This window comes from Paenibacillus sp. FSL L8-0340, from assembly GCF_038593145.1.
In the GTDB taxonomy this organism is placed as follows: Bacteria; Bacillota; Bacilli; order Paenibacillales; family Paenibacillaceae; genus Paenibacillus_AQ.
The window spans coordinates 6,945,093-6,966,026 of sequence record NZ_CP151967.1 but is presented as its reverse complement, the minus strand read 5'-3'; the positions used below and the strand labels follow the sequence as shown (position 1 = coordinate 6,966,026).

Sequence of the window (20,934 nt, the reverse complement as noted above, 5' to 3'; positions counted from 1 at the left end):
ACAAATGACAAATTTAAATTTATGTCATTTGATTATTTATGATATTTGCCAAGGCGGCTATTCCATGCTCCATCTCATCCTCAGAGGCATAGGCGAAGGACAGGCGGAGATGTCTGCTGTCGCTGCGGTCATACAGATCCCCTGTATTTAGGAGTACTCCGGCCTGTAGTGCAGCCTTGAAGAGCCGGCGCAGCGAAAGAGCTCCGTTCAGGGAGAGCCAGATGTAGAAACCTCCGGCCGGAATGCTCCAGGAAGCCAGCCCGGCAAAATGGATATCTAGCAGCTGCAGCATGAAATCGCGCCGCCGCCGCAATTTTCCGCGCAGCAAGACGAGATGCTGCGCATGATAACCGCCTTCCAGCCAGCGCGCGGCGGCGAGCTGCGACAGGGAGCTTGCGCCGTAATCGGTCTGCATCTTGATATCGGCCAGCCGGCGGACTACCGGCTCCGGGCCGACAATCCAGCCGATGCGCAGGCCCGGGCTTGCCGCCTTTGACAGCGTGCCCAGGTGGAGCACTCTTCCCTCGCGGTCCCGGGCTTTCAGGGGGTTGGGCGGGCGGCCATCCAGCCATAGATCCTGATAAGCGCCATCCTCGAGAATGGGCAGTCCAAGTCCGCCTGCAATGTCCATTAAGGCGTCCCGCCGTCCCGCACCCATCAGAATTCCGGTGGGATTATGGAAGCTGGGGATGGTGTAGAGCATGGCCGCCTTGCTCCGGATGGCTGCGGCTGCCAGCTGATCTGTTAAGAGGCCGTCTTTGTCCATCGGCAGGCCGCTGAATTTCACTCCCGCCGACTGGAAGGCGTGGATGGAATACAGGTAGGAGGGCTTCTCCAGCAGCACCGTCGAGCCGCGCGGCAGCAGGCCCAGCGCAATGAGCTGCAGACCCTGCAGTGCGCCCGAGGTAATGAGGATGGAAGACGGATCGGCCGCTATTCCGTTCTTCGACAGCTCATGGCTGACCGCTCTGCGAAGACTAAGGCTGCCAAGCGGCTCCTCGTAGGAGAGCGGCGGAAGCAGGTTCTGTGCCAGCCCGAGCAGCACCTGCCGCATCGACTCGCCGGGCAGCAGCCCGGGCGCAGGCTCACCAGTACCGAGACGGATCAGCCCCGCTTCATATTCAAGCCTGTTGATGGCTTGTACCGCAGGCAGGTTAGGGTAGTGGATGCCTTCCTCCACGTAGTCATTCCAGTTGCCGCCAAGCTGGCCCGCAGCTCCAGTGGAGCGGGCCGCTGCATCCGGCCCGGAGGCTCCAGCCCTGCTTGAAGCGGCAACCCGGGTTCCTCCGCCCCGACTGCCTTCGATCAGGCCGAGTGCAGCGAGCTGCCCGAGTGCGGTGACAACCGTGCTGCGGTTGACGCCAAGCTGACGGCATAGCTCGCGCTGCGGGATCAGCCGCATGCCGGGAGGCCAGGCGCCGCTGGAGATTTTGCTGATGAAATAGGCTGAGATTTGTCTGTGCAGCGGCAGCGGTGAAGAGGGGTCCGGCTTCCAATGGCCGCTTATGCTTGCAGAATCATCAAGGGAAGCGGATGGAACTGGAGGAACTGCCGAGGGTGAGGCTGTAAGTGGATGAACTGATTGGCGTTGGCACGTCAAAGGACTAGCTCCTTTATATAGGGTGTAAATGCTGTTGGAACAAGTGTTTTGTTACTTGGAGTATATCACGCTTCGTCCGGCTACTATATTTGGTTGGGTAGTATCCTTAGGATTTGGAGGGTTACCTGAGCCGTTAGGGGGAGTAGGATCAATAGTGCAGCGACGGACGTGTATGTTGTTGCCATAGGTTGATTTGCAATAGACGGCAGGCTGGAAGGAGCCGGATGATGACGGATGCAATAGTGCATGGAATAATATTGGCTTTTGGGCTTATTTTACCGCTGGGGGTACAAAATATATTCGTCTTTAACCAAGGGGCGCTGCATCCGCAGTTTCACGGTGCCCTGCCCGTTATTCTGACGGCTGCCCTGTGCGATAGTCTGCTTATTGCTGCTGCTGTCGGCGGGGTGTCGCTGGTTCTGCTCTCACTGGATTGGCTGACGCCGGCCGTCTTGGGGGCGGGCACCTTATTTCTTTGTTTTATGGGCTGGAAAATATGGGCCGCCGCTCCGGCAAAAGGAGAAGCAAAACGGCTATCGCTGAAAGGGCAGGTGGGTTATGCCTTGTCGGTGTCCCTGCTGAATCCGCATGCTCTGATGGACACGGTAGGTGTTATCGGCACCAATGCACTGCAATATGCCGGAAGTGAACGCTGGGTGTTCGCGTCAGCTGCTGCAGGGGTATCCTGGGTATGGTTCATCGGACTGGCGGCAGCAGGGAGAATGCTCGGGAAAGCCGACTCCTCCGGCAAGGCGGTCAGGCTGATGAACAAGGCTTCGGCGGTGCTGATCTGGGGAATTGCCCTCTATATGGGCTTTCAATTGTGGGTAAGCTTTTAGCTCCAAATCTGCTGCCGTAAGTTGTTTTCCCGAAAAAACGGATACCCTGCTGCTGGCAGCAGGGTATCCGTTTTGACTTGCAATCATAAAGGCTAGCCGCCGATTTGCGACATGCGGCGAACCGTCGGAGTATGGCTCTGCGCCTTTTTCTCCAGCGCCAGCGCCATCTCATGGTTATGCGGCTTGTTGCCGAGCGCCTGGCGGAACAGGGCTTGCACCGCCGCCGGATCAGCGGTCAGAGGCCGTACGTTGTACTCATCCGCCCAATACAGGCAGGCTTTGATATGACCGTCCGCAGTGAGCCGCAGCCGGTTGCAGTTATCGCAGAAATGCTCGCTGACCGGGTGGATCAGCCCGAAGGTTCCCTGCGCTCCGACCACCCGCCGGTTCTGCGAAGGGCCGTTACCCGAGGGCATCTCTGCTTCCTCAGTTGCCCAGCCTGCTTCGGTACAGGCTTCGACGACCGTTTCCAGCGGCAAATAAGTCTGGCGCCAGGAATCGCTTGCGCTGCCGATCGGCATATATTCGATGAACCGCACATTCAGCGGGCTGTGCAGGGTCAGCGAGATGAAATCCTTAATTTCATCATCATTGATGCCTTTCATCAGCACAACATTCAGCTTGATCGGGGAGAGCCCTGCCGCTTCAGCGGCTTCTATGCCTTTCAGCACCTTGGCGACATCTCCGCCGCGGGTAATCATCGCAAAGCGCTCCTGTTTGAGCGAATCGAGGCTGATGTTCACCCGTGACAAGCCAGCCTGCTTCAGCAGGGCGGCTTTAGCCGGCAGCATGAGACCGTTCGTGGTTAATGATATATCTTTAATACCCGGTATAGCGGAAATCATGGATACAAGCTTCTCTAAATCCTTACGGACCAGCGGTTCTCCCCCGGTCAGCCGGACTTTGCTCAGTCCCAGGGGCGCCAGCGCCTCCACCACAGCAGTAATTTCTTCATAGCTCATAATCTCTTCCTGCGGTTGGAATTGCATTCCTTCCGCCGGCATACAATAAATGCAGCGCAGGTTGCAGCGGTCTGTAACCGAAATGCGGATATAGTCATGTAAACGTCCAAAAGGGTCCGTCAGCGGTTCCATATCGTTGCTCCCTTCATTTGTGTATCTTATTTAAATTTTAAAGATTGCTTCCGCTGCCGTCAATGGTACCGTGCATTGTTAGCTTTTAATAGGGGACAAAAGAGGAATGGCAAAGTCTAAATTTGACAATAGTACGACAATTACGGGGAATGGTCATAAAATGCTCACTGAAAGCGCTTTACAATTTCGATATAATTTAAGTGTGAAAGATTCATCTCTATTCTATGTTCACTTTTGCGCAGCTCACAGCTATGATACCGGGGCATGCACGCGGCAATAACGGCGGGTGCAGCATCCGGTCAAACCAAGTAGGGAGGATTTGCAAAATGACGATAACAACAGTTCCATCACTTGTCGTGCCGGAGGCATTTAGCCGCTGGCTGGAGAGCCGGGGATTAATATATCAGATTTTAGTTGACTTTTACGGGAGAAAACCAACGCTTTCGCTGGTTGCCCAGTGGAGCCGCAACCGCCAAATGAGCGTAGCGGCGGAAATGACGGAGGGCGGAAGGGAGCTGAAGCGTTATCTGTGCAGCCAGGAGCCTGCCCAGCTTCCGCTGATCTGCGAGAAGGAGAACCGCGAATACAAGCGGCTGATGAACGAATTGCCGCGTGAAGCCGCCCAGTTGGGCCGTGAGCAAGAATTCTGCAATGTGCTCTCCGATGTATACGCTTCGGCGGGGATTGTGTTCAAGAAATGCGGCGGCGAAGCCGATGACCATATCGCTATTGAGCTGGAATTCATGGCCGTGCTCCATGAACGGATGCTGTACAACAGCTTCTCGGTGAGAAGCGCCATGGAATTGCTGGAAATCCAGGAGAACTTCCTGGAAGAGCACTTACTGAAATGGACACCACAATTCTGCGAAAGACTGAATGCAGCTACAGACAGTCCTTTATATCTGGGGCTGAGCCATATGCTGGAGGAATTTCTGCCGCAGGATCTGCAGATGCTGCGCGCCTGGAAGTCTTCGCTGGAGAGCAGCGCGGCAGCCATGGTTTAACCTGGACCAAGTAACGGTAACCGGCCGCTATCTATAGACTATGTATGCTTTCATATTAAGCACAAACAAAAGGCGCCTCTCCAAATTGTGGAAAGGCGCCTTGTTTATGAACTTTTGGTTAGTGTCCTTAGCTCTATTCAATAACCTTTTTGCTGCGGAATTTCATTAGGAATTCATAGACTACAGGTACAACGACCAGTGTCAGCAGGGTGGAGCTGATCAGACCGCCAATAACGGTCACGCCAAGTCCTTTAGAGATAATGCCGGCGCTGTTCTCAAGTCCTGTAACCAGCGGCAGCAGAGCGCCGATCGTGGCGAGAGCCGTCATTAGAATTGGACGCAAGCGGGTGCCTCCGGCTTCAAGCAGTGCCTGACGGGTAGACATCCCTTCTTTTTCCTTGTGAATAACCCGGTCGATCAGTACGATCGCATTCGTTACGACGATACCGATCAGCATCAGTGCCCCCATCAGCGAGGAGACGTTTAGGGTTTCTCCTGCCAGCAATAGAGCGACGAGTGCTCCGATTACAGTGAATGGCAGTGAGAACAGGATCGCGAATGGTGCCAGACCGCCACCGAAAGTAACCACAAGCACAAAATATACAATGGCAATAGCGGCCGCCATCGCAAGTCCGAGCTGGCCGAAGGTTTCATTGATTTGTTCGGTAACGCCGCCGAAGGAGATGGTAACTCCGTCAGGCAGCTTCAGGGCGTCGATCTTTTCCTTCACGTCATTTGAAGCGCTGTTTACATCGGCAGCAATGATTTCAGCGGTCACATTAACGCTCATTTTGCCGTCAATGCGGGTAATTGAGTCCGGAGATGTGCCGTTCTCAATCTTTGCCACTTCGCCGATCGGCACTGTAAAGCCCAGCGGTGAGGTCAGCGTAGCCTCCTCCATTTCCTGAATACTGCTGTACGTATGGGTGTCGGCTTCAATATAGACATTATAGTTTTTGCCATCCACTTCCACCTCTGTCATTACAGGGCGGGCATTAACCGGACTCAGCTTCATGGCAATCTGTCCGGCAGTGAGGCCAAGCGAACTTAGCTTCGCTTGATCGGCAACCACGGTGTATTGTTCGTAACCTTCAGCAAGGCTGGTTTCCCCATCCTTGAAATTAGCGGTATCGGCATTCACGATGCCTGCTATCTCATCGGCTACCGGTTTCAACTGATCCAAGGTGTCACCAAAAATATTCACGGTCAGCGTATTGCCGCCAAGGCCTCCGCCCATCATGCCGGACATATCGCCCCACACGCCTTCAGGAACCTCCTTGGTCAGCCCTTCAATCAGATTTTCCTTAACTGTATCGAAATCTGGAGTATCACTGTCATAGGTAATATAGAAGAGACCTGAATTGCTGGAGCCCATTCCCATAAATCCACCGCCACCGATGGAGTATTGCATGTTGTCGATATGCTCTTGGGCCAGAATGTACTTCTCAGCCTTCAGTCCTTGTTCCTGGACATCTTCAGCGGTTTGCCCGGCTTTTGGCGCATAGGTCATGATGACACTTTTATCTTCCTGTGAAGGCATGAAGCTTACCCCGATCGGTTTGATCAGGAACAAGCTGCCAACCAGCAACAGAACCGCGACCCCGAAAGTAACCAGCTTATGGGAAAGGCACCAGTTCAGAATCTTTTGATAACCCAGAGCCATTTTGCCCGGTTTCTCTTCATGGTTTTTCTTGCCTTTCTTCAGTCCGTTACGGAACAGCGTATGCGCCAGTGCCGGCACAAGTGTGATCGCCACAACCAGAGAAGCGAGCAGGGAGAATACCATGGTCAGTGCAAACGGCAGAAACAGTTCCCCCACCATGCCGCTGACAAAAGCAAGCGGAAGGAATACGGCGATCGTTACAATTGTAGAAGACATAATCGGCACGAACATTTCGCTTGTAGCCGCGCTGATCAGCTCCCGGCCGCGCAGCTTCTCACCCGACAACGTCATACGCCGGTATATATTCTCAATGACGACAATCGAGTCATCGACAACCCGCCCGATAGCTACGGTCATCGCGCCGAGCGTCATCATATTGAGCGTGATATCCATTTGACGCAGGCATAGAACAGCGATAAGCAGCGACAAGGGAATAGAAATGATCGAGATGATAGTTGAACGGATATTCCGCAGGAACAGCAGAATGATCAGTACGGCGAACAAAGCGCCAAAGACTGCCTTGGACAGCATAGTGTTTACGGAATCCTCAATCGGCTTGCCTTGGTCGAGCAGAACCGTAAGATCCATAGATTTATACTGCTGCTTCAATTCTTTCGTTGTATCTTTAACGCTGTTTACAACTTCAACGGTATTGGCGTCATTGGACTTAACAATTTGAATCCCGATAGATTCTTTGCCGTTGGTACGGGAGATGGATTCGGACTTGCCGATAACCTCAATGGAGGCAAGTTCACCCAGCTTCACCGTCGGCAGGCCAGTTGGTACTCCCGCGCCCGCGCCTGTTCCGGCGGAACCACTACCAGCAGTACCAGTACCGGCTGCACCGGCACCACCGGCAACAGCACCACCACCACCAGCAACAGCACCACCACCGGCACCTGAACCTGCTTGTGCGCCCGCAGCTGAAGGCACAAGCGGAATCGTCAAATTCTTAAGATCGTCTACTGTGGTAATATTGCCGTCTACAACAACGGCCTTTTGTGATTTCTCCATTTCGAACAGTCCCAGCGGAACACGCAGAGAGGAGGCTTGAACGAGCCCTTTAATGGTATCCTCTGTCAGCCCGTATTGCTTCAGTTTGTCCTGGTTGAATTTCAGGGAGACCTCCTTGACGTATTGCCCGGAAATCTGCACGGAAGCAACACCTTCGATATCCTCCAGGGCAGGACGGATATCATTCTCCGCGATGCGGGTCAGCTCTTCCAGATCCCCGGATTTGTCATCGGACAGACTCAGCGAGATAACTGGCAGTGAGCTCAGGCTGAAGCGGGAAATGGTCGGCTTCTGGGCATCCTCCGGCAGAGCGACATCGTTCAAGGCTTCACGAACGGCTGCTGTGGCATTATCCAGATTCGCGCCGTAATCAAACTCGATTTGGATGTTGGAAGCATTCTCGAGCGAGGTGGAAGTGATCATCTTGACGCCATCCACATTGCGGAGCTTCTGCTCCAGCGGCTTGCTGACATCATTCACAACACCCTCCGGTGCTGCACCTGGATAAATCGTTGTCACGCTGAGATAAGGAATACTGATATTAGGCAGAGTTTCCTGCTTCATGGTCAGGCCGCTGTACAAACCGGCGAATACAATAATAATGGTTAGCAGCCATATCGCGAATTTATTCTTAAGCGAGAAATTAATTAAGCTTTTCATAAGTAGTGTTTCTGCTCCTCTCGGACTTTCCTGTGGAAAGCCTCTATTTATATTTACTGGCACTGCCTATCCGGACGTCTTCTCTCTGTTTCCACTTCCTTTGGTCTTAAGGGTTAATATAAACCGCATGTGTTCTGCATGTAAGGAGAAATCAGCTTATTCAGATCCTGCAGTTCCTTGTCCAGCGCAGGGTAGCTCTGCAGGTTGGACAGCATTCCCCGGACAATTGCCTTACGTGGATGTGGCATGAGAATCTCACTTTCCAGAATTCCCAGAGATTCAAGCCCTTCTTCCAGACTTTGCGTGTCTACGGCGGAAGTAGCGCTGAGCAATACCTTCATTTCTTTGATCAGCTGCAGCGGACTTTTGCGCGGGTTGTCTCCGTGTTCCTCCAGCCACTGTATGAGGAAAGCGGAGGAAATCAGGGGATCAGGCTTGCCGGCGAGCAGACCCGCGACAACGATGTCCAGCAGATCCATAAGATGGTCGGCCATACGTGCGATAGATACAGGCGATCCTTGATTGAAAATAACCCGGATATAGGAGTGGATCATCCCGCTCCCAAGCAGGCTTAGGTCTCCTGTATAAGCCAGAATATCGGGCCCGTACAGGGTTTCGAGTTTATTCTGGAACCAGGTCAGCAGGGGAGCGTTGCTCTTGCGTAGCCATTCCGGCACTTCCATTACGCCTTTTCCGGCAAATTCCTGAATTTGACGCTGCAAAAACTCGCGAAGCTCGTATACATGATTAAGCAGGATCTCGACCTGGTTGCGCAGCTTCTCCCGCGGGCTTCTCCGGCTCTCCAATTCCTCGCGCTGCAGGGGATCACGAATCATGCGGAAGCAATATATGTAAATGCTGCGTTCCAGCTCTTCCTTGGACTTGAACACCAGGTACAGGCTGCCCTTGGAGATTCCGCATAGCTCAGCAATTTCCTGCATAGAGGTGGAGGATGAGCCTTTTACAGCGAATAGCTGCATGGCTGTTTTGATAATCTGTTCTTTTTTGTTTGCGTTTTTGTCAATCACAAAGAGGTATAACTCCTTTCCTGACTATTGGGTTCTGTAAATGACTCTAAGGTCAAGCTGATTATATTATATAATTTGCGGCAATACAAATTCCTGTATGGAGAGTTTAGCTTATTATTGAAATTTTTGTTTTGCAGACGATTCCAGTAGGAAGAAAGAGATTATTCATGTAATATATAAATGTGTCATTTTAGTGATGTACGGAAGAAAGAGAAGGTAGGTTGCATATGAGAAGAGGATTGCAGGCGATAATCATTATCGGGGCTTTACTGGCATTTTATTATTTTGGTTTTGGTTTACTTGGAAGTACCGCCGGTACAATCATCAGTATTTTCTCCACGTTGACCGTCATTTCGATCGGTCTGGGGATTTTTATGGAGAATCGCAACCCCTCCACAACGATGGCCTGGATTCTGCTGCTTGCCCTGATTCCGGTAGTGGGACTCGTCTTTTATTTCCTGTTCGGACAAAATGTGTTCAAACGGCGTAAATATGATAAGAAGGCCCAGCGGGACCTCATGGCTTATGAACGGATTGAAAATGATGCCCTGCGGATGCACCAGGACTGGTCGGTCTTTGATCCTGCCCGCCAGAAGCTGCTGGGATTATCCCAGAGGCTCGCGCGGACGCCGATTTCTTTTAATTCAGAAACGCGGATTCTTACCAATGGGGAAGAAACCTTCGGCACTCTGCTGCTGGAGCTACGGCAGGCCCAGCATCATATTCATATGGAATATTATATTTTTCGGGCAGATCATATCGGCACCCGCATTCAGCAAATTCTGATCGAGAAGGCCCGTGCGGGTGTTACGGTCAGATTTATGTATGACGCTGTAGGAAGTATTCAGCTTTCCAAAGCGTTTCTTAAGGAATTAAGCGATGCAGGAGTGCAGGTTGCCTCATACGGCAACTCCACCTCTTTTTTCTCCAGCAGGGTTAATTACCGGAATCACCGAAAAATTGTTGTCATAGACGGCGATGTCGGATTTATGGGCGGGCTTAATGTTGGTGATGAATACTTAAGCCGCAGCAAAACGTACGGCTTCTGGCGCGATACCCACATGCTGCTCAGAGGCGAGGCAGTGCGTACGATGCAGATTATCTTCCTGCAGGACTGGATGCATACAACGGGTGAGAAAATACTGGAGCAGGACTACCTCTCGCCACAGCTGCGGTTCACAGCCGGGGATGGAGCTGTGCAGATTATTGCCAGCGGACCGGATAACGAACGGCGTGCGCTGAAGAATATCTTTTTCTCCATGATTACCTCCGCAGAGAAATCGGTCTGGATTGCCAGCCCGTACTTTATTCCGGATGAGGATATCTTGACCGCCCTGCGTGTAGCGGCAATGTCCGGACTTGATGTGCGGCTGCTGTTCCCCGCCAAACCGGATAAATGGCTGCCGTTTCTGGCGTCGCATTCCTACTTCCCGGCCTTGCTGGAATCGGGTGTGAAGATCTACGAATACGAGAAGGGCTTCATTCACTCCAAGCTGCTGATTACCGATGGTGAGATAGCCACAATTGGTACTGCAAACATGGACATGCGCAGCTTTCACTTGAACTTTGAGGTCAATGCGCTGCTGCTGCAGACAGAGAGCGTCTCCCGGATCGTTGCTGATTTTGAACGGGATCTGCTGTCAACCCGCCAGATTGTACATGAGACCTTCATGAATAAACGTCTCCTGGAGCGGATGCTGGAATCTGCAGCCCGGCTGATGTCGCCGCTGCTCTGAGTACGGAAAGATAACGGACAAGTAAAAAACCGCCGGAAGAAGCTGATTGCAGCTTTCCGGCGGTTTTCTGTAGATCAGAATGTTGTCAGACCCAAGCGGGTCTGCATACGGTAAATTATATATTTGAGCCAGGTCACCTCGCTTTGGTAATCCTCCAAGGGCAGGCTGTATTCCGCCCCCTCATTGTTCCAAATTGTGTTGAAGTAGCTCTCCATCTCCGCATAGAGCGGCTGATCCTGCGGCACGGACACCCAGAGATTATTCTCCAGATTATAGTCGTCCAGGTTGCGGGCCGTGAAGTTGGTGGAGCCGCCGAGGACGATTGAGCTGCCGGTCGCTTTGGCAATGAACAAGAGTTTGGTATGATACTGCTCCTTGCCCGTGTTGTACCAGCGGATAGCAATCTTGCCATCCGAACGCCGGTTTAGTTCCCAGGCCACCGGACGGTTCGGGATGCCGATTTTATCACGGCCAAAGGCGTTTTGGTTCGGGTCCAGCAGGAGGCGCACCTCTGCGCCGCGTGCGGATGCTTCCTGCAGTGCATCAATAATGGTGTCGTCGGCAAGATAGAACATGCCCATCCAGAGGATGTCGCCCTTCTGGGCCGCACGGATTCCTTCAAGGGCGTATTTGTTTACCTTGCCCTCGGTTAAATATCGTACCTCCAGCGGACCGCCTGCGGCAGTTTCGCTCCCCGTGAGTACGGGATCTTTGCCAAGCAGCGGACCTGCTCCGGACAGGTCTGCTGCGGCCTGCTCAGTCTTCAGGATATCAGCGATAACGGGACCGCTTACCTCCAGCGCGATATTGGAATGATAAGCACTGGCGTCATGGACATTGCCGGAGGATACCAGAGCTGTATTCTCGCTGACTACAACTTTGCGGTGATTGGCCTTTACATTCAGCAGCTTCATATATGAGCGGGCTGTGATATCAGGCCCTCCGCTGGCCATAAGATTAGGAATCCAGCCTGTACCAGTCTGCCCAAACCACTGGATAAAGGTCCGCCATACGGCTGAGTAGGCAGGAGTAGAGTCGCGCAGCGCGTCTACATCAGTCAGAATGACTTTAATTCCCGCGGCTTTCATCTCTTCCAGCAGAGGATTGGGGGCAGAGCCGTAATTAGTGTTGACCTCATCGGTGATAAAAACAACATCCATAGCGGGGTACGCTATTTTCTGCGCGATAAGCTTATCGGAAAGCTCCCGGCTGACCGCAGGAAACTGCTGATCCTTATGGGTATACCCATTGAACAGAAATAAGTCAACGACCAGAAACTCCCGCGATTCTTCGATAATTTGCAGTATCCTCGGCAGGATCTGCTCTTCCCGGTGCTGCGACCCGTTGTCGCCCTGGTAGGTTAAATCATGCCAAAAGTGCACATTTTGAACCTTGTACACCGGGCTTTCAGAAGAAAGGCCCGGAGGCAGCAGTTTATGGGTCTGGTAAATCATCACACCAGCCAGCCATAATACGAGCACAGCAGCAGCAAGCAGCCATAAGCGGCGGCTTGGGGGGAAGCGTTTTTTTGCAGCAAAGGATAAGTCCAATTCCATATTATAAGTAGATTGAAGGGTTGCGGGCATAATGGGATGTTTGCGTCGATTCATGGGTTAATCCTCCTGAGTATCCGCAGTGTCAAGCCAGTTCTTGTAGCCTGCGTTGGCATTGTAACAACCTATTAACACCCGTGGGGGAGAAGTGAAGCAGCAGCTGCCAAATCGACCAATCTACAGCTTGGCTGAACCTCTGATACCTTATGCCATTGTCCTGACGTGATACAAGGGGGGCCCTTTCTGTAAATTGCTCTGCGGCGATGCTATAATGAAGCATGCTATGGAAATGGAGGGAGTCAGGATGAATCATATGCCGCAGGATGAAGGGCCCCGGCAAGTAAAGGAACGGTTCAGCCCGGAGCCTGGCGGAGATCCGCAGACTGCAGACAGTGCAGGGCATACATCTCTGCTGCCTTCATCCACAACGGGTGAGCGCAAAATTGAGCATGTGCGCCTCTGCCTGAACGAGGAGGTCGGCGGCACCGGGATAACGAGCGGGTTCGAGCATTACCGGTTCCGGCATAATGCGCTTCCGGAGCTGAACTTTGACGATATCGCGCTGCGTACGACCTTCTTGGGGAGGGAGCTGCGCACACCGCTGCTGATCAGCTCCATGACAGGCGGGAGCAAGGCTACCGGGGCAATCAATGCCCGGCTGGCGGAAGCAGCCGAGCGCCGGGGCTGGGCGCTTGGTGTAGGTTCGGTGCGAGCAGCTGTGGAACGCTCCGAGCTGGCCGAGACCTTTCATGTACGCGGCATGGCCCCGGGAATTCCGGTCATTGCCAATATTGGCGCTGTGCAGCTAAGCTATGGATTTGGCGTGGAAGAATGCCGCCGGGCGGTGGAGATTGCCGGCGCCGACTGGCTGGTGCTGCACCTGAACGGGCTGCAGGAGGTGTTTCAGCCGGAAGGCAACACGGGTTTTGCTTCCCTGCTTCAAGAGATCGAGAAGGTATGCCGGACGCTTGAGGTGCCGGTAGGCGTGAAAGAAGTCGGCTGGGGCATCGACGGCGAGACAGCGGTCAGGCTGTACAATGCCGGGGCGGCTTTTATAGATGTGGCCGGTGCAGGCGGCACCTCCTGGAGCCAGGTCGAGAAGTTCCGCAGCAGCGATCCGGTGCGGCGCGCGGCGGCGGAGGCCTTTGCCGACTGGGGAATTCCCACCGCCGAATGCATTGCCGGGGTGCGGGCGGCTTCACCGCAGGGCGCGCTTATCGGCAGCGGCGGGCTGAGGCATGGAGTAGATGCAGCGAAGGCGCTGGCGCTTGGCGCTGATCTGGCCGGCTTCGGCCGGAATCTGCTAGGCCCGGCAGTACAGTCTGAGGAAGCGCTGGACCATGCGCTGGCACAGGTGGAGCTGGAGCTAAGGACGGCGATGTTCGGCATTGGCGCGCCGGATCTTGCAGCTCTGCGCGGCAACCCGCGCCTGATCCGCAAGTAGGGGCGAGCGAAGATTATGGAGTAAGGAAGGATTACAAATCATGATTAAATTAGTCCAAATGGACGAAATTGCTTTTCAATTTTTCTGGAGTCAGTCGACCCGCGATTATGCGGAGGATAAGATCAAAGCGGGGGCATGGGATGCCGAGACTGCGCTTAGGCAGTCTCAGGAAGAGATGGTGCGTTTCCTGCCCAAAGGACTTCACACCGACGGGGCCTACCTGTATTCTGTTATGGAAATAGAAAGCAATACTCAGGCGGGTTATATCTGGTTTAATGTAACGGAAGCACGCACGGGACGGGAAGCTTTCCTCTATGATATTTATATTTTTGAGCCGTATCAGGGCAAAGGTTATGGCAAACAGGCCCTGCTTGCGCTTGATGAGTCCGCCCGGGAGATGGGTGTTTCCAAAATCGGCCTGCATGTCTTCGGCCAGAACAACCGCGCTTTCGAGCTGTACAAAAAGATGGGCTACCTCGTTACGGACATCACCATGTCCAAAACGCTTTAAGAAGCCCGGCTCATCGCAGCACACAGAGACCTCGTAAAGGGGTCTTTTTGGCATTCTCCAGAACGTTTTGGATTAGGAAAATGTGACTTATCTGATTAATTCGGATGAAAAGGAAAATATGATTGTCTTTAGAGCATGTCTTCAAAATGAAGTGCTCTGGGGAAGCAGGGAATTAGTATTGAAAGTAGGGTCCCTATTTGTGCTCAACTTTCCGGTGGTGCTTGGTCTGACTGCAGATGGACCGGCAAATGATGAATTCAAGACCTTGCTTGATGCTGTTGTGAATGCCGGAAAAAAACAGAGACTGGCACAAAGACGAAGCGATCCGGAAGGCACTGGTGGCTGCCTCAGGGCAATAAGCGCGGCGATCTAATGCCAGCCGTTTAACCGCCATGCGCAGCGAAAGGCCTGCTGCCACCGCCCTTTATCTGACACATCCCCCGGACATCCGCTGTTGCTGGAGATTTTGTTCTAATATATAATGGTTTAGATCAAGTCAGTAATTATGCGGGCGATCAATACAACCGAAAATAGGAGTTGTCATATAAATGGCTTTGAAAGCTGGAATTGTTGGACTTCCAAATGTTGGTAAATCCACTTTATTTAATGCAATTACGCAAGCGGGAGCAGAATCCGCAAACTATCCTTTCTGTACGATTGACCCTAACGTCGGTGTTGTAGAAGTGCCGGATGAACGTCTGAATAAGCTGACCGAGCTGGTGCAGCCGAACAAGACAGTTCCGACTGCTTTTGAATTTGTGGATATTGCCGGACTTGTGCGCGGCGCGAGTAAAGGCGAAGGTCTGGGCAACAAGTTTCTGGCCCACATCCGTGAAGTGGATGCCATTGTTCATGTCGTACGCTGCTTTGTGGATGAGAATGTAACGCATGTGGACGGTAAAGTGAACCCGATCAGCGATATCCAGACGATTAACCTGGAGCTGATTCTGGCAGATCTGGAAAGCCTTGAGAAACGGATTGAGCGGTCCCGCAAAAATATCAAGGGCGGCGATAAGAAGTATGCCCAGGAAGTTGAACTGCTGGAACGGATCAAGGAAGCCCTGTACGAAGATAAACCGGCACGCAGTGTAGAATTGTCCGATGATGAGCTCCTGATCGTGCGCGATCTGCATCTGTTGACCTTGAAGCCGGTGCTCTACGCGGCGAATGTGGGCGAAGATGAAGTGTCCAGTGCCGACAATAACCCGTATGTCCAACAGGTCCGTGAGTTTGCCGCTGCCGAGAATGCAGAGGTTGTGCCTATCAGCGCCAAAGTGGAAGCGGAAATTGCCGAGCTTGAAGGTGAAGACAAGGCGATGTTCCTTGAAGAGCTGGGCCTGCAGGAATCCGGTCTGAACCGCCTGATCAAAGCAGCCTACAAGCTGCTGGGATTGTATACGTATTTCACAGCCGGCGTGCAAGAGGTTCGTGCCTGGACCATCCGCCGCGGTACTAAAGCGCCTGGCGCAGCCGGTGTCATTCACACCGACTTCGAGCGCGGCTTCATCCGGGCGGAAGTTGTAGCGTACGCTGATTTGGTAGCCGCAGGTTCGATGAACGGTGCCAAGGAACGCGGACAGCTGCGTCTGGAAGGTAAGGAATATCTGGTACAGGACGGCGATGTCATGCATTTCCGTTTCAACGTATAACACGTATAAACAGTCTTGCTTTGCGTTTAAACGTCAAGAAGGGGAGCCATTTCGGGGTGAATGTTCACCTCGGGATGGCTCCCTTTTATAAAAATCCCTCGAATCTATACGGGGGCACTGTAGCCAATTGGCATAATCGGTGGTATAATATAAAGTCGTATATCTATTTTTATTGTATCTAATAATGTAAACATTATTTATTGAATATGAAATTGAATCAGGAGAGGTGAATTCCCTTGTTGGACCGATTGCAATCCCTGGCGGACCGCTATGAGAAACTCAGTGAACTGCTTTGTGACCCGGATGTTGCAAACGACAGTAAGAAACTGAGGGACTATTCCAAAGAACAATCTGATTTGCAGCCTGCTTTTGAGGCTTATACCGAATATAAGAATGTAATGGAAGAGCTGGAAGCGGCAAAGATGATGCAGGCTGAGAAGCTCGATGATGAAATGAAGGAAATGGTCAAGATGGAAATCGACGACCTGTCCTCGCGCCAGACCGTGCTGGAGGAGAAGATCCGCCTTCTGCTGCTGCCTAAAGATCCTAATGACGAGAAGAACGTAATTGTGGAAATCCGCGGCGCTGCCGGCGGAGACGAAGCGGCTCTGTTTGCTTCCGATCTCTACCGCATGTATACCCGTTATGCAGACGCACAAGGCTGGCGCGTAGAGCTGATGGATGTGAATACAAATGATCTTGGCGGCTTCAAGGAGGTCATCTTCCTTATTAATGGCCGTGGTGCCTACAGCAAAATGAAATTCGAAAGTGGAGCGCACCGTGTGCAGCGTATTCCTACGACGGAATCAGGGGGACGTATCCATACGTCTACTTCTACCGTTGCAGTTATGCCTGAAGCTGAAGAATTTGAGATTGAGATTCATGATAAAGACATCCGTGTCGACACCTTCTGTTCCAGTGGTGCGGGCGGACAGTCCGTTAATACTACCAAGTCTGCCGTACGCGTAACCCATGTTCCTACAGGCATCGTGGCTACCTGTCAGGATGGTAAATCGCAGAACTCCAATAAGGAAAAAGCGCTGCAAGTGTTGCGTGCCCGGATCTCAGACTTGAAACGCCAGGAAGAGGAAGCTAAATATTCCGGCGAGCGGAAGAGCAAGGTCGGCACAGGTGACCGCAGTGAGCGTATCCGTACGTACAACTTCCCGCAGAGCCGGGTTACCGATCACCGGATCGGACTTACGCTGCACCGTCTGGAACAAGTAATGAACGGAGATATTACTGAGATTATCTCAGCACTGTCTATTGCGGAACAAGCGGAATTGATGGAAAAAGGAGAATAATGCTTTGAAACACGACTCTTATGTCATGCCTTACGTGCAAAGCATCCGGGAAGCCTTTGCGGAGGCTTCTTCTTTTTTGGCCGGACATGGATGTGTTGAGCCGCAGCGCAGTGCGCAGCTTCTGCTGGAGCATGTGCTGGGCCTGAGCGGGGCGGCGTATTATATGGCGCTGGCTGATCCCTTTCCGGCAGCGGTGAAGGATGCCTGGGAAGCCGGAATTACCCGACGTGCGGCTGGGGAACCGGTGCAGTATATTATTGGCGAGCAGGAATTTTACGGACGTGCCTTTGAGGTAACGCCCGATGTGCTGATCCCCCGGCCGGAGACAGAGCTGCTCGTCGAAGCCATCCTGCGCTACGCGGCGGAGCTGTGGCCGGATAGGATGGTGAATGCAGGAGCAGAAACGCGGGTAGCTGCTGACAGCTCCGTGCATGCAGGCGGTGCAGCCGGAGCTGAAGCGGCTGCACCCGGCACAGAGGCAGGCGGCAAAGAAGCCAGCCCCGGCAGCGGCGCAGGGGACGCTCGCGCCGCCCGTCCGCTGACCGCCGTCGATATCGGTGCCGGCAGCGGAGCGATCTCCGTCACGCTGGCGGCGGAAGCGCCGGCGTGGGTGGTCTGCGCCGGCGATATTTCGCCGGGCGCACTGGCGGTGGCCGCGCGCAACGCGTTGCGGCACGGCACGGCAGTGGACCTGCGGCTCGGCGATCTGCTCGAGCCGTTTGCGGGGATGGAGACGGATATTCTCGTCTCCAACCCGCCGTATATTCCCGGCGGCGACATCGCCGGGCTGCAGCGCGAAGTGCGCGAACATGAGCCGCGCACCGCGCTGGATGGCGGCGATGACGGGCTTGACCCATACCGCCGCATGATGGAGCAGCTGCCGCTGCTCCCGGCCCCGCCGCGGCTGGTCGGCTTTGAGCTCGGTCAAGGCCAGGCCGGGCAGGTGGCCGAGCTGCTTAAGGCGGCGGGCCACTGGAACGAGATCGTGACCGTTGACGATCTTGCCGGAATTCCGCGCCATGTGCTGGGCATCGCACGATAGGAAGCAGGAAAGTTAAGTGTTAGAAGATGGGATTTTATTTTTGCTGCCCCTTCCTTTACAATAGATTTTGACGGAACTTCCCTGCAGGCATGAATCTGGAAGAACCAGTACAGAGTAAGGAGACGGAATATGCTTCAGAAGATTAAAAAGATTGACGGCGTCATCGTAATGATTCTAGTGCTGTTGATGGTCGTCAGCATTTTTTCCATATACAGCGTTACGCATGGAAGGGAAAAACTGGACGGGGCACATCTCCGGATGATCAAATTTTATGTGCTCGGCATCATTGCTTTTGTCGGACTGACGTTTGTGGATTACCGGATACTCGTTAAATACGCTTTGTATATCTATATTACAGGGATCGGAATTCTGGTTCTGGTCAGCTTTGTGGGCGCAGAGCAGAATGGTGCCCAGGGCTGGATTAAGTTTGGAGGATTCAGTCTGCAGCCGGCGGAGCTGTTCAAGCTGATCCTGATTCTTTTTCTAGCTGCCGTGCTTGTCCGCAAGAACAGAAACAAACTCCGCTTCTGGAGTGATGTCGTACCATTGGGCCTGCTTACATTACTGCCGTTTATGATCGTCATCAGCCAGAATGACCTGGGTAACGCGCTTTCTTATCTTGTGATTCTGGTGGGGCTGCTATGGATCGGCAACATCAAATTCTCACATGCGCTCATTGGACTGCTCGTAATAGCCAGCGCTGCTACCGCAGGGATTATGAGCTATATTCACTATCACGATGAGATTAAGGGGTTCCTTGACGATATTGGGCGTTCACACTGGATTGAACGGTTTGATCCTTGGCTTGTGCCCGATAAAGCAACGGCCAAAGCGAGTTATCATACCAAAAACGCCAAATTGGCAATTGCCTCGGGCGGTATGAGCGGCGAAGGGTTTATGCAGGGGACTTCCGTACAGACGGACCGTGTGCCGTACACCTATTCCGACTCCATCTTTGTTGCGATTGCCGAGGAATTTGGCTTTGTCGGCTCGGCGCTGCTGCTGCTGCTTTATTTTATTCTGATTCACCGGATGATCCTGATTGCGCTGGAGTGCAAAGACCGGGGCGGGCCTTTCCTGATTGTAGGGATTGTCGCAATGATGCTGTATCAAATCTTCGAGAATATCGGGGCTTTTATCGGTTTAATGCCGCTTACCGGAATCACACTGCCGTTTGTCAGCTACGGGGGAACCTCGCTTATGATTAATATGGCCAGTATTGGCCTAGTCATGAGCGTGCGGCTGCATGGACAGGATGTTGAGGAGGATTTGCCGATATCTACTTTATACCCTTCCCCTGCCAAGCAGGGATAGTTTCGCTGCTAAATAACAAACCGCTGGAGAACATCTGTGCAGATGAACTCCGGCGGTTTTTTTTCTATGATTAGGTTCGAAGTGGGGGTGTAAGTGATCAGGAAGATTATGGGCCTAAACTATAAAATTGTATCCGGGCTGTAAAATGTTTTACAATGGGAATAAGTGGCTGCTATACTGTGTGGTTATGTAATACATAAGTCCAAAATCTGGATAACTTAAGGAGTTCGCCCTATGCTGCAAAGGCTCAAAAAAATTGACGGCGTCATCATTGTTATTCTGCTCTTGCTGATGTGTATCAGTATCTTTTCTATATATAGTGTCACCCAGGGAAGAGAAGGCATGGGCGGAATGCATATTCGAATGATCAAATTTTATGCGCTGGGTTTTGTTTCCTTTGCCGTGCTGATGATATTTGATTACCGCCTGCTCGTTAAATATGCGCTGTTTATTTATATTATAGGCATTGGGATCCTGCTGATGGTCAGCTTCTTTGGAAAGGTGAAGAACGGGGGCCAGGGGTGGATCGGAGTCGGTGAATTAAGCTTTCAGCCGGCTGAGCTGTTCAAGCTGATTCTGATTATTTTTCTGGCTGCCGTGCTGGTACGCAAAAATAAAAATCAGCTGCTGTTCTGGCGGGATGTCGTGCCGCTCAGTCTGATCGCACTGGTGCCCTTTCTTCTCGTCATCAGCCAGAACGACCTTGGCAATGCGCTGAGCTATCTCATAATTCTGTTAGGCGTCCTGTGGATTGGCCATATTAAATTTTCACATGCCCTGATTGGGCTGCTTATTATCGGCGGCTCGGCGGCCGGCTTTATTTTGACCTATATTAACTATCATGATCAAGCAGTAGTTTTTATTAAAGAAACCCTCGGGCGCGATCATTTTATCAGACGCTTCGATCCTTGGCTCGTTCCCGATGTGGCGAGCAAGGATGCGAGTTATCAGACCCGGAATGCCAAAATTGCCATTGCCTCTGGAGGGATGAGCGGAGAGGGATACCTGGAGGGAAGCTCCGTGCAGAACAATATGGTGCCTTATTTGTATTCGGAATCGATTTTTGTGCAGATCGCGGAGGAATTTGGATTTGTTGGATCGGCTGTACTGCTGCTGCTCTATTTTATCCTGATTCACCGGTTGATTCTGATAGCCCTTGTCAGCAGGGACCGCGCAGGGCCGTTTCTCATCGTAGGGATTGTAGCCATGCTGCTATATCAGATTCTGGAGAATATCGGGGCGTATATCGGTTTAATGCCGCTGACGGGAATTACCCTGCCCTTCATCAGCTTTGGAGGAACCTCGATTCTGATTAATATGGCCAGCATGGGCATTGCCATGAGTGTGCTTTTATACGGGCAGGATATGGAAGAGGATCTGCCGATGCTTGCCTCTCCCTCAGCCCCTGCCGGCAAATTAAACAGCATGATTCCATTCGTGAAATAGCGCATATCCATCTGCTAATTATAAATTAATAGA

The 20,934-nt window shown here is 52.5% G+C and carries 16 protein-coding genes; 11 read left to right on the top strand and 5 right to left on the bottom strand.

What is annotated here, in order from left to right; genetic code table 11:
• Positions 1-19: 19 nt before the first annotated feature.
• Positions 20-1,600: a PLP-dependent aminotransferase family protein gene (locus NST07_RS31935; protein WP_341096862.1), complete on the bottom strand. Its 1,581-nt coding sequence runs from the start codon at positions 1,598-1,600 to the stop codon at positions 20-22.
• A 227-nt stretch (positions 1,601-1,827) separates the two neighbouring features.
• Between NST07_RS31935 and NST07_RS31930 the strand changes: the two genes are divergently transcribed.
• Positions 1,828-2,439, top strand: coding sequence for a LysE/ArgO family amino acid transporter (locus NST07_RS31930; RefSeq protein WP_342480758.1), 612 nt, complete (start codon positions 1,828-1,830; stop codon positions 2,437-2,439).
• Between the two features lie 92 nt (positions 2,440-2,531).
• Here NST07_RS31930 and moaA read toward each other — a convergent pair whose 3' ends face one another.
• Positions 2,532-3,533, bottom strand: a complete 1,002-nt coding sequence (gene moaA / locus NST07_RS31925) for a GTP 3',8-cyclase MoaA (protein ID WP_341096860.1) — start codon at positions 3,531-3,533, stop codon at positions 2,532-2,534.
• A gap of 326 nt (positions 3,534-3,859) precedes the next feature.
• On the opposite strand from moaA, the gene NST07_RS31920 reads away from it, so the two are divergent.
• On the top strand, positions 3,860-4,537 hold the full coding sequence (locus NST07_RS31920; protein WP_341096858.1) for a molecular chaperone TorD family protein: 678 nt from the start codon (positions 3,860-3,862) through the stop codon (positions 4,535-4,537).
• Positions 4,538-4,670: 133 nt separating this feature from the next.
• On the opposite strand, the gene NST07_RS31915 is transcribed toward NST07_RS31920, so the two are convergent.
• Together NST07_RS31915 and NST07_RS31910 are read right to left on the bottom strand one after the other, a co-directional pair.
• Positions 4,671-7,874, bottom strand: a complete 3,204-nt coding sequence (locus NST07_RS31915) for an efflux RND transporter permease subunit (RefSeq protein WP_341096856.1) — start codon at positions 7,872-7,874, stop codon at positions 4,671-4,673.
• 113 nt (positions 7,875-7,987) lie between these two features.
• Positions 7,988-8,902 carry a TetR/AcrR family transcriptional regulator gene (locus tag NST07_RS31910; RefSeq protein ID WP_341096853.1) on the bottom strand — a complete coding sequence of 305 codons (915 nt, stop codon included), beginning with the start codon at positions 8,900-8,902 and terminating at the stop codon, positions 7,988-7,990.
• 227 nt (positions 8,903-9,129) lie between these two features.
• Between NST07_RS31910 and cls the strand changes: the two genes are divergently transcribed.
• Positions 9,130-10,638 carry a cardiolipin synthase gene (gene cls / locus NST07_RS31905; protein WP_341380025.1) on the top strand — a complete coding sequence of 503 codons (1,509 nt, stop codon included), beginning with the start codon at positions 9,130-9,132 and terminating at the stop codon, positions 10,636-10,638.
• 74 nt (positions 10,639-10,712) lie between these two features.
• Here cls and NST07_RS31900 read toward each other — a convergent pair whose 3' ends face one another.
• Entirely contained in the window at positions 10,713-12,248 is a 1,536-nt protein-coding gene (locus NST07_RS31900) for a phospholipase D family protein (RefSeq protein ID WP_341096850.1), read from the bottom strand.
• Between the two features lie 247 nt (positions 12,249-12,495).
• On the opposite strand from NST07_RS31900, the gene fni reads away from it, so the two are divergent.
• The 8 genes from fni to NST07_RS31860 all read left to right on the top strand — a co-directional run bounded on the left by fni (position 12,496) and on the right by NST07_RS31860 (position 20,901).
• Positions 12,496-13,635, top strand: a complete 1,140-nt coding sequence (gene fni, locus NST07_RS31895; RefSeq protein ID WP_341380022.1) for a type 2 isopentenyl-diphosphate Delta-isomerase — start codon at positions 12,496-12,498, stop codon at positions 13,633-13,635.
• Between the two features lie 40 nt (positions 13,636-13,675).
• Positions 13,676-14,146: a GNAT family N-acetyltransferase gene (locus tag NST07_RS31890; RefSeq protein WP_342480757.1), complete on the top strand. Its 471-nt coding sequence runs from the start codon at positions 13,676-13,678 to the stop codon at positions 14,144-14,146.
• Between the two features lie 82 nt (positions 14,147-14,228).
• Positions 14,229-14,519: a hypothetical protein gene (locus tag NST07_RS31885; RefSeq protein ID WP_342480756.1), complete on the top strand. Its 291-nt coding sequence runs from the start codon at positions 14,229-14,231 to the stop codon at positions 14,517-14,519.
• Positions 14,520-14,694: 175 nt separating this feature from the next.
• A complete protein-coding gene (gene ychF / locus NST07_RS31880) occupies positions 14,695-15,795 on the top strand; it encodes a redox-regulated ATPase YchF (RefSeq protein WP_341096841.1) in 1,101 nt (366 codons plus the stop codon).
• Between the two features lie 236 nt (positions 15,796-16,031).
• On the top strand, positions 16,032-17,099 hold the full coding sequence (prfA, locus tag NST07_RS31875) for a peptide chain release factor 1 (RefSeq protein ID WP_076109669.1): 1,068 nt from the start codon (positions 16,032-16,034) through the stop codon (positions 17,097-17,099).
• Between the two features lie 25 nt (positions 17,100-17,124).
• Positions 17,125-18,141 (top strand): HemK/PrmC family methyltransferase, encoded by a 1,017-nt coding sequence (locus tag NST07_RS31870; RefSeq protein WP_342481996.1) that lies wholly within the window; start codon positions 17,125-17,127, stop codon positions 18,139-18,141.
• Positions 18,142-18,270: 129 nt separating this feature from the next.
• Positions 18,271-19,455 carry an FtsW/RodA/SpoVE family cell cycle protein gene (locus NST07_RS31865; protein ID WP_342480755.1) on the top strand — a complete coding sequence of 395 codons (1,185 nt, stop codon included), beginning with the start codon at positions 18,271-18,273 and terminating at the stop codon, positions 19,453-19,455.
• A 234-nt stretch (positions 19,456-19,689) separates the two neighbouring features.
• Complete coding sequence (locus NST07_RS31860; RefSeq protein ID WP_341380018.1) at positions 19,690-20,901, top strand: FtsW/RodA/SpoVE family cell cycle protein; 1,212 nt, start codon at positions 19,690-19,692, stop codon at positions 20,899-20,901.
• The last annotated feature ends 33 nt before the right edge of the window (positions 20,902-20,934 follow it).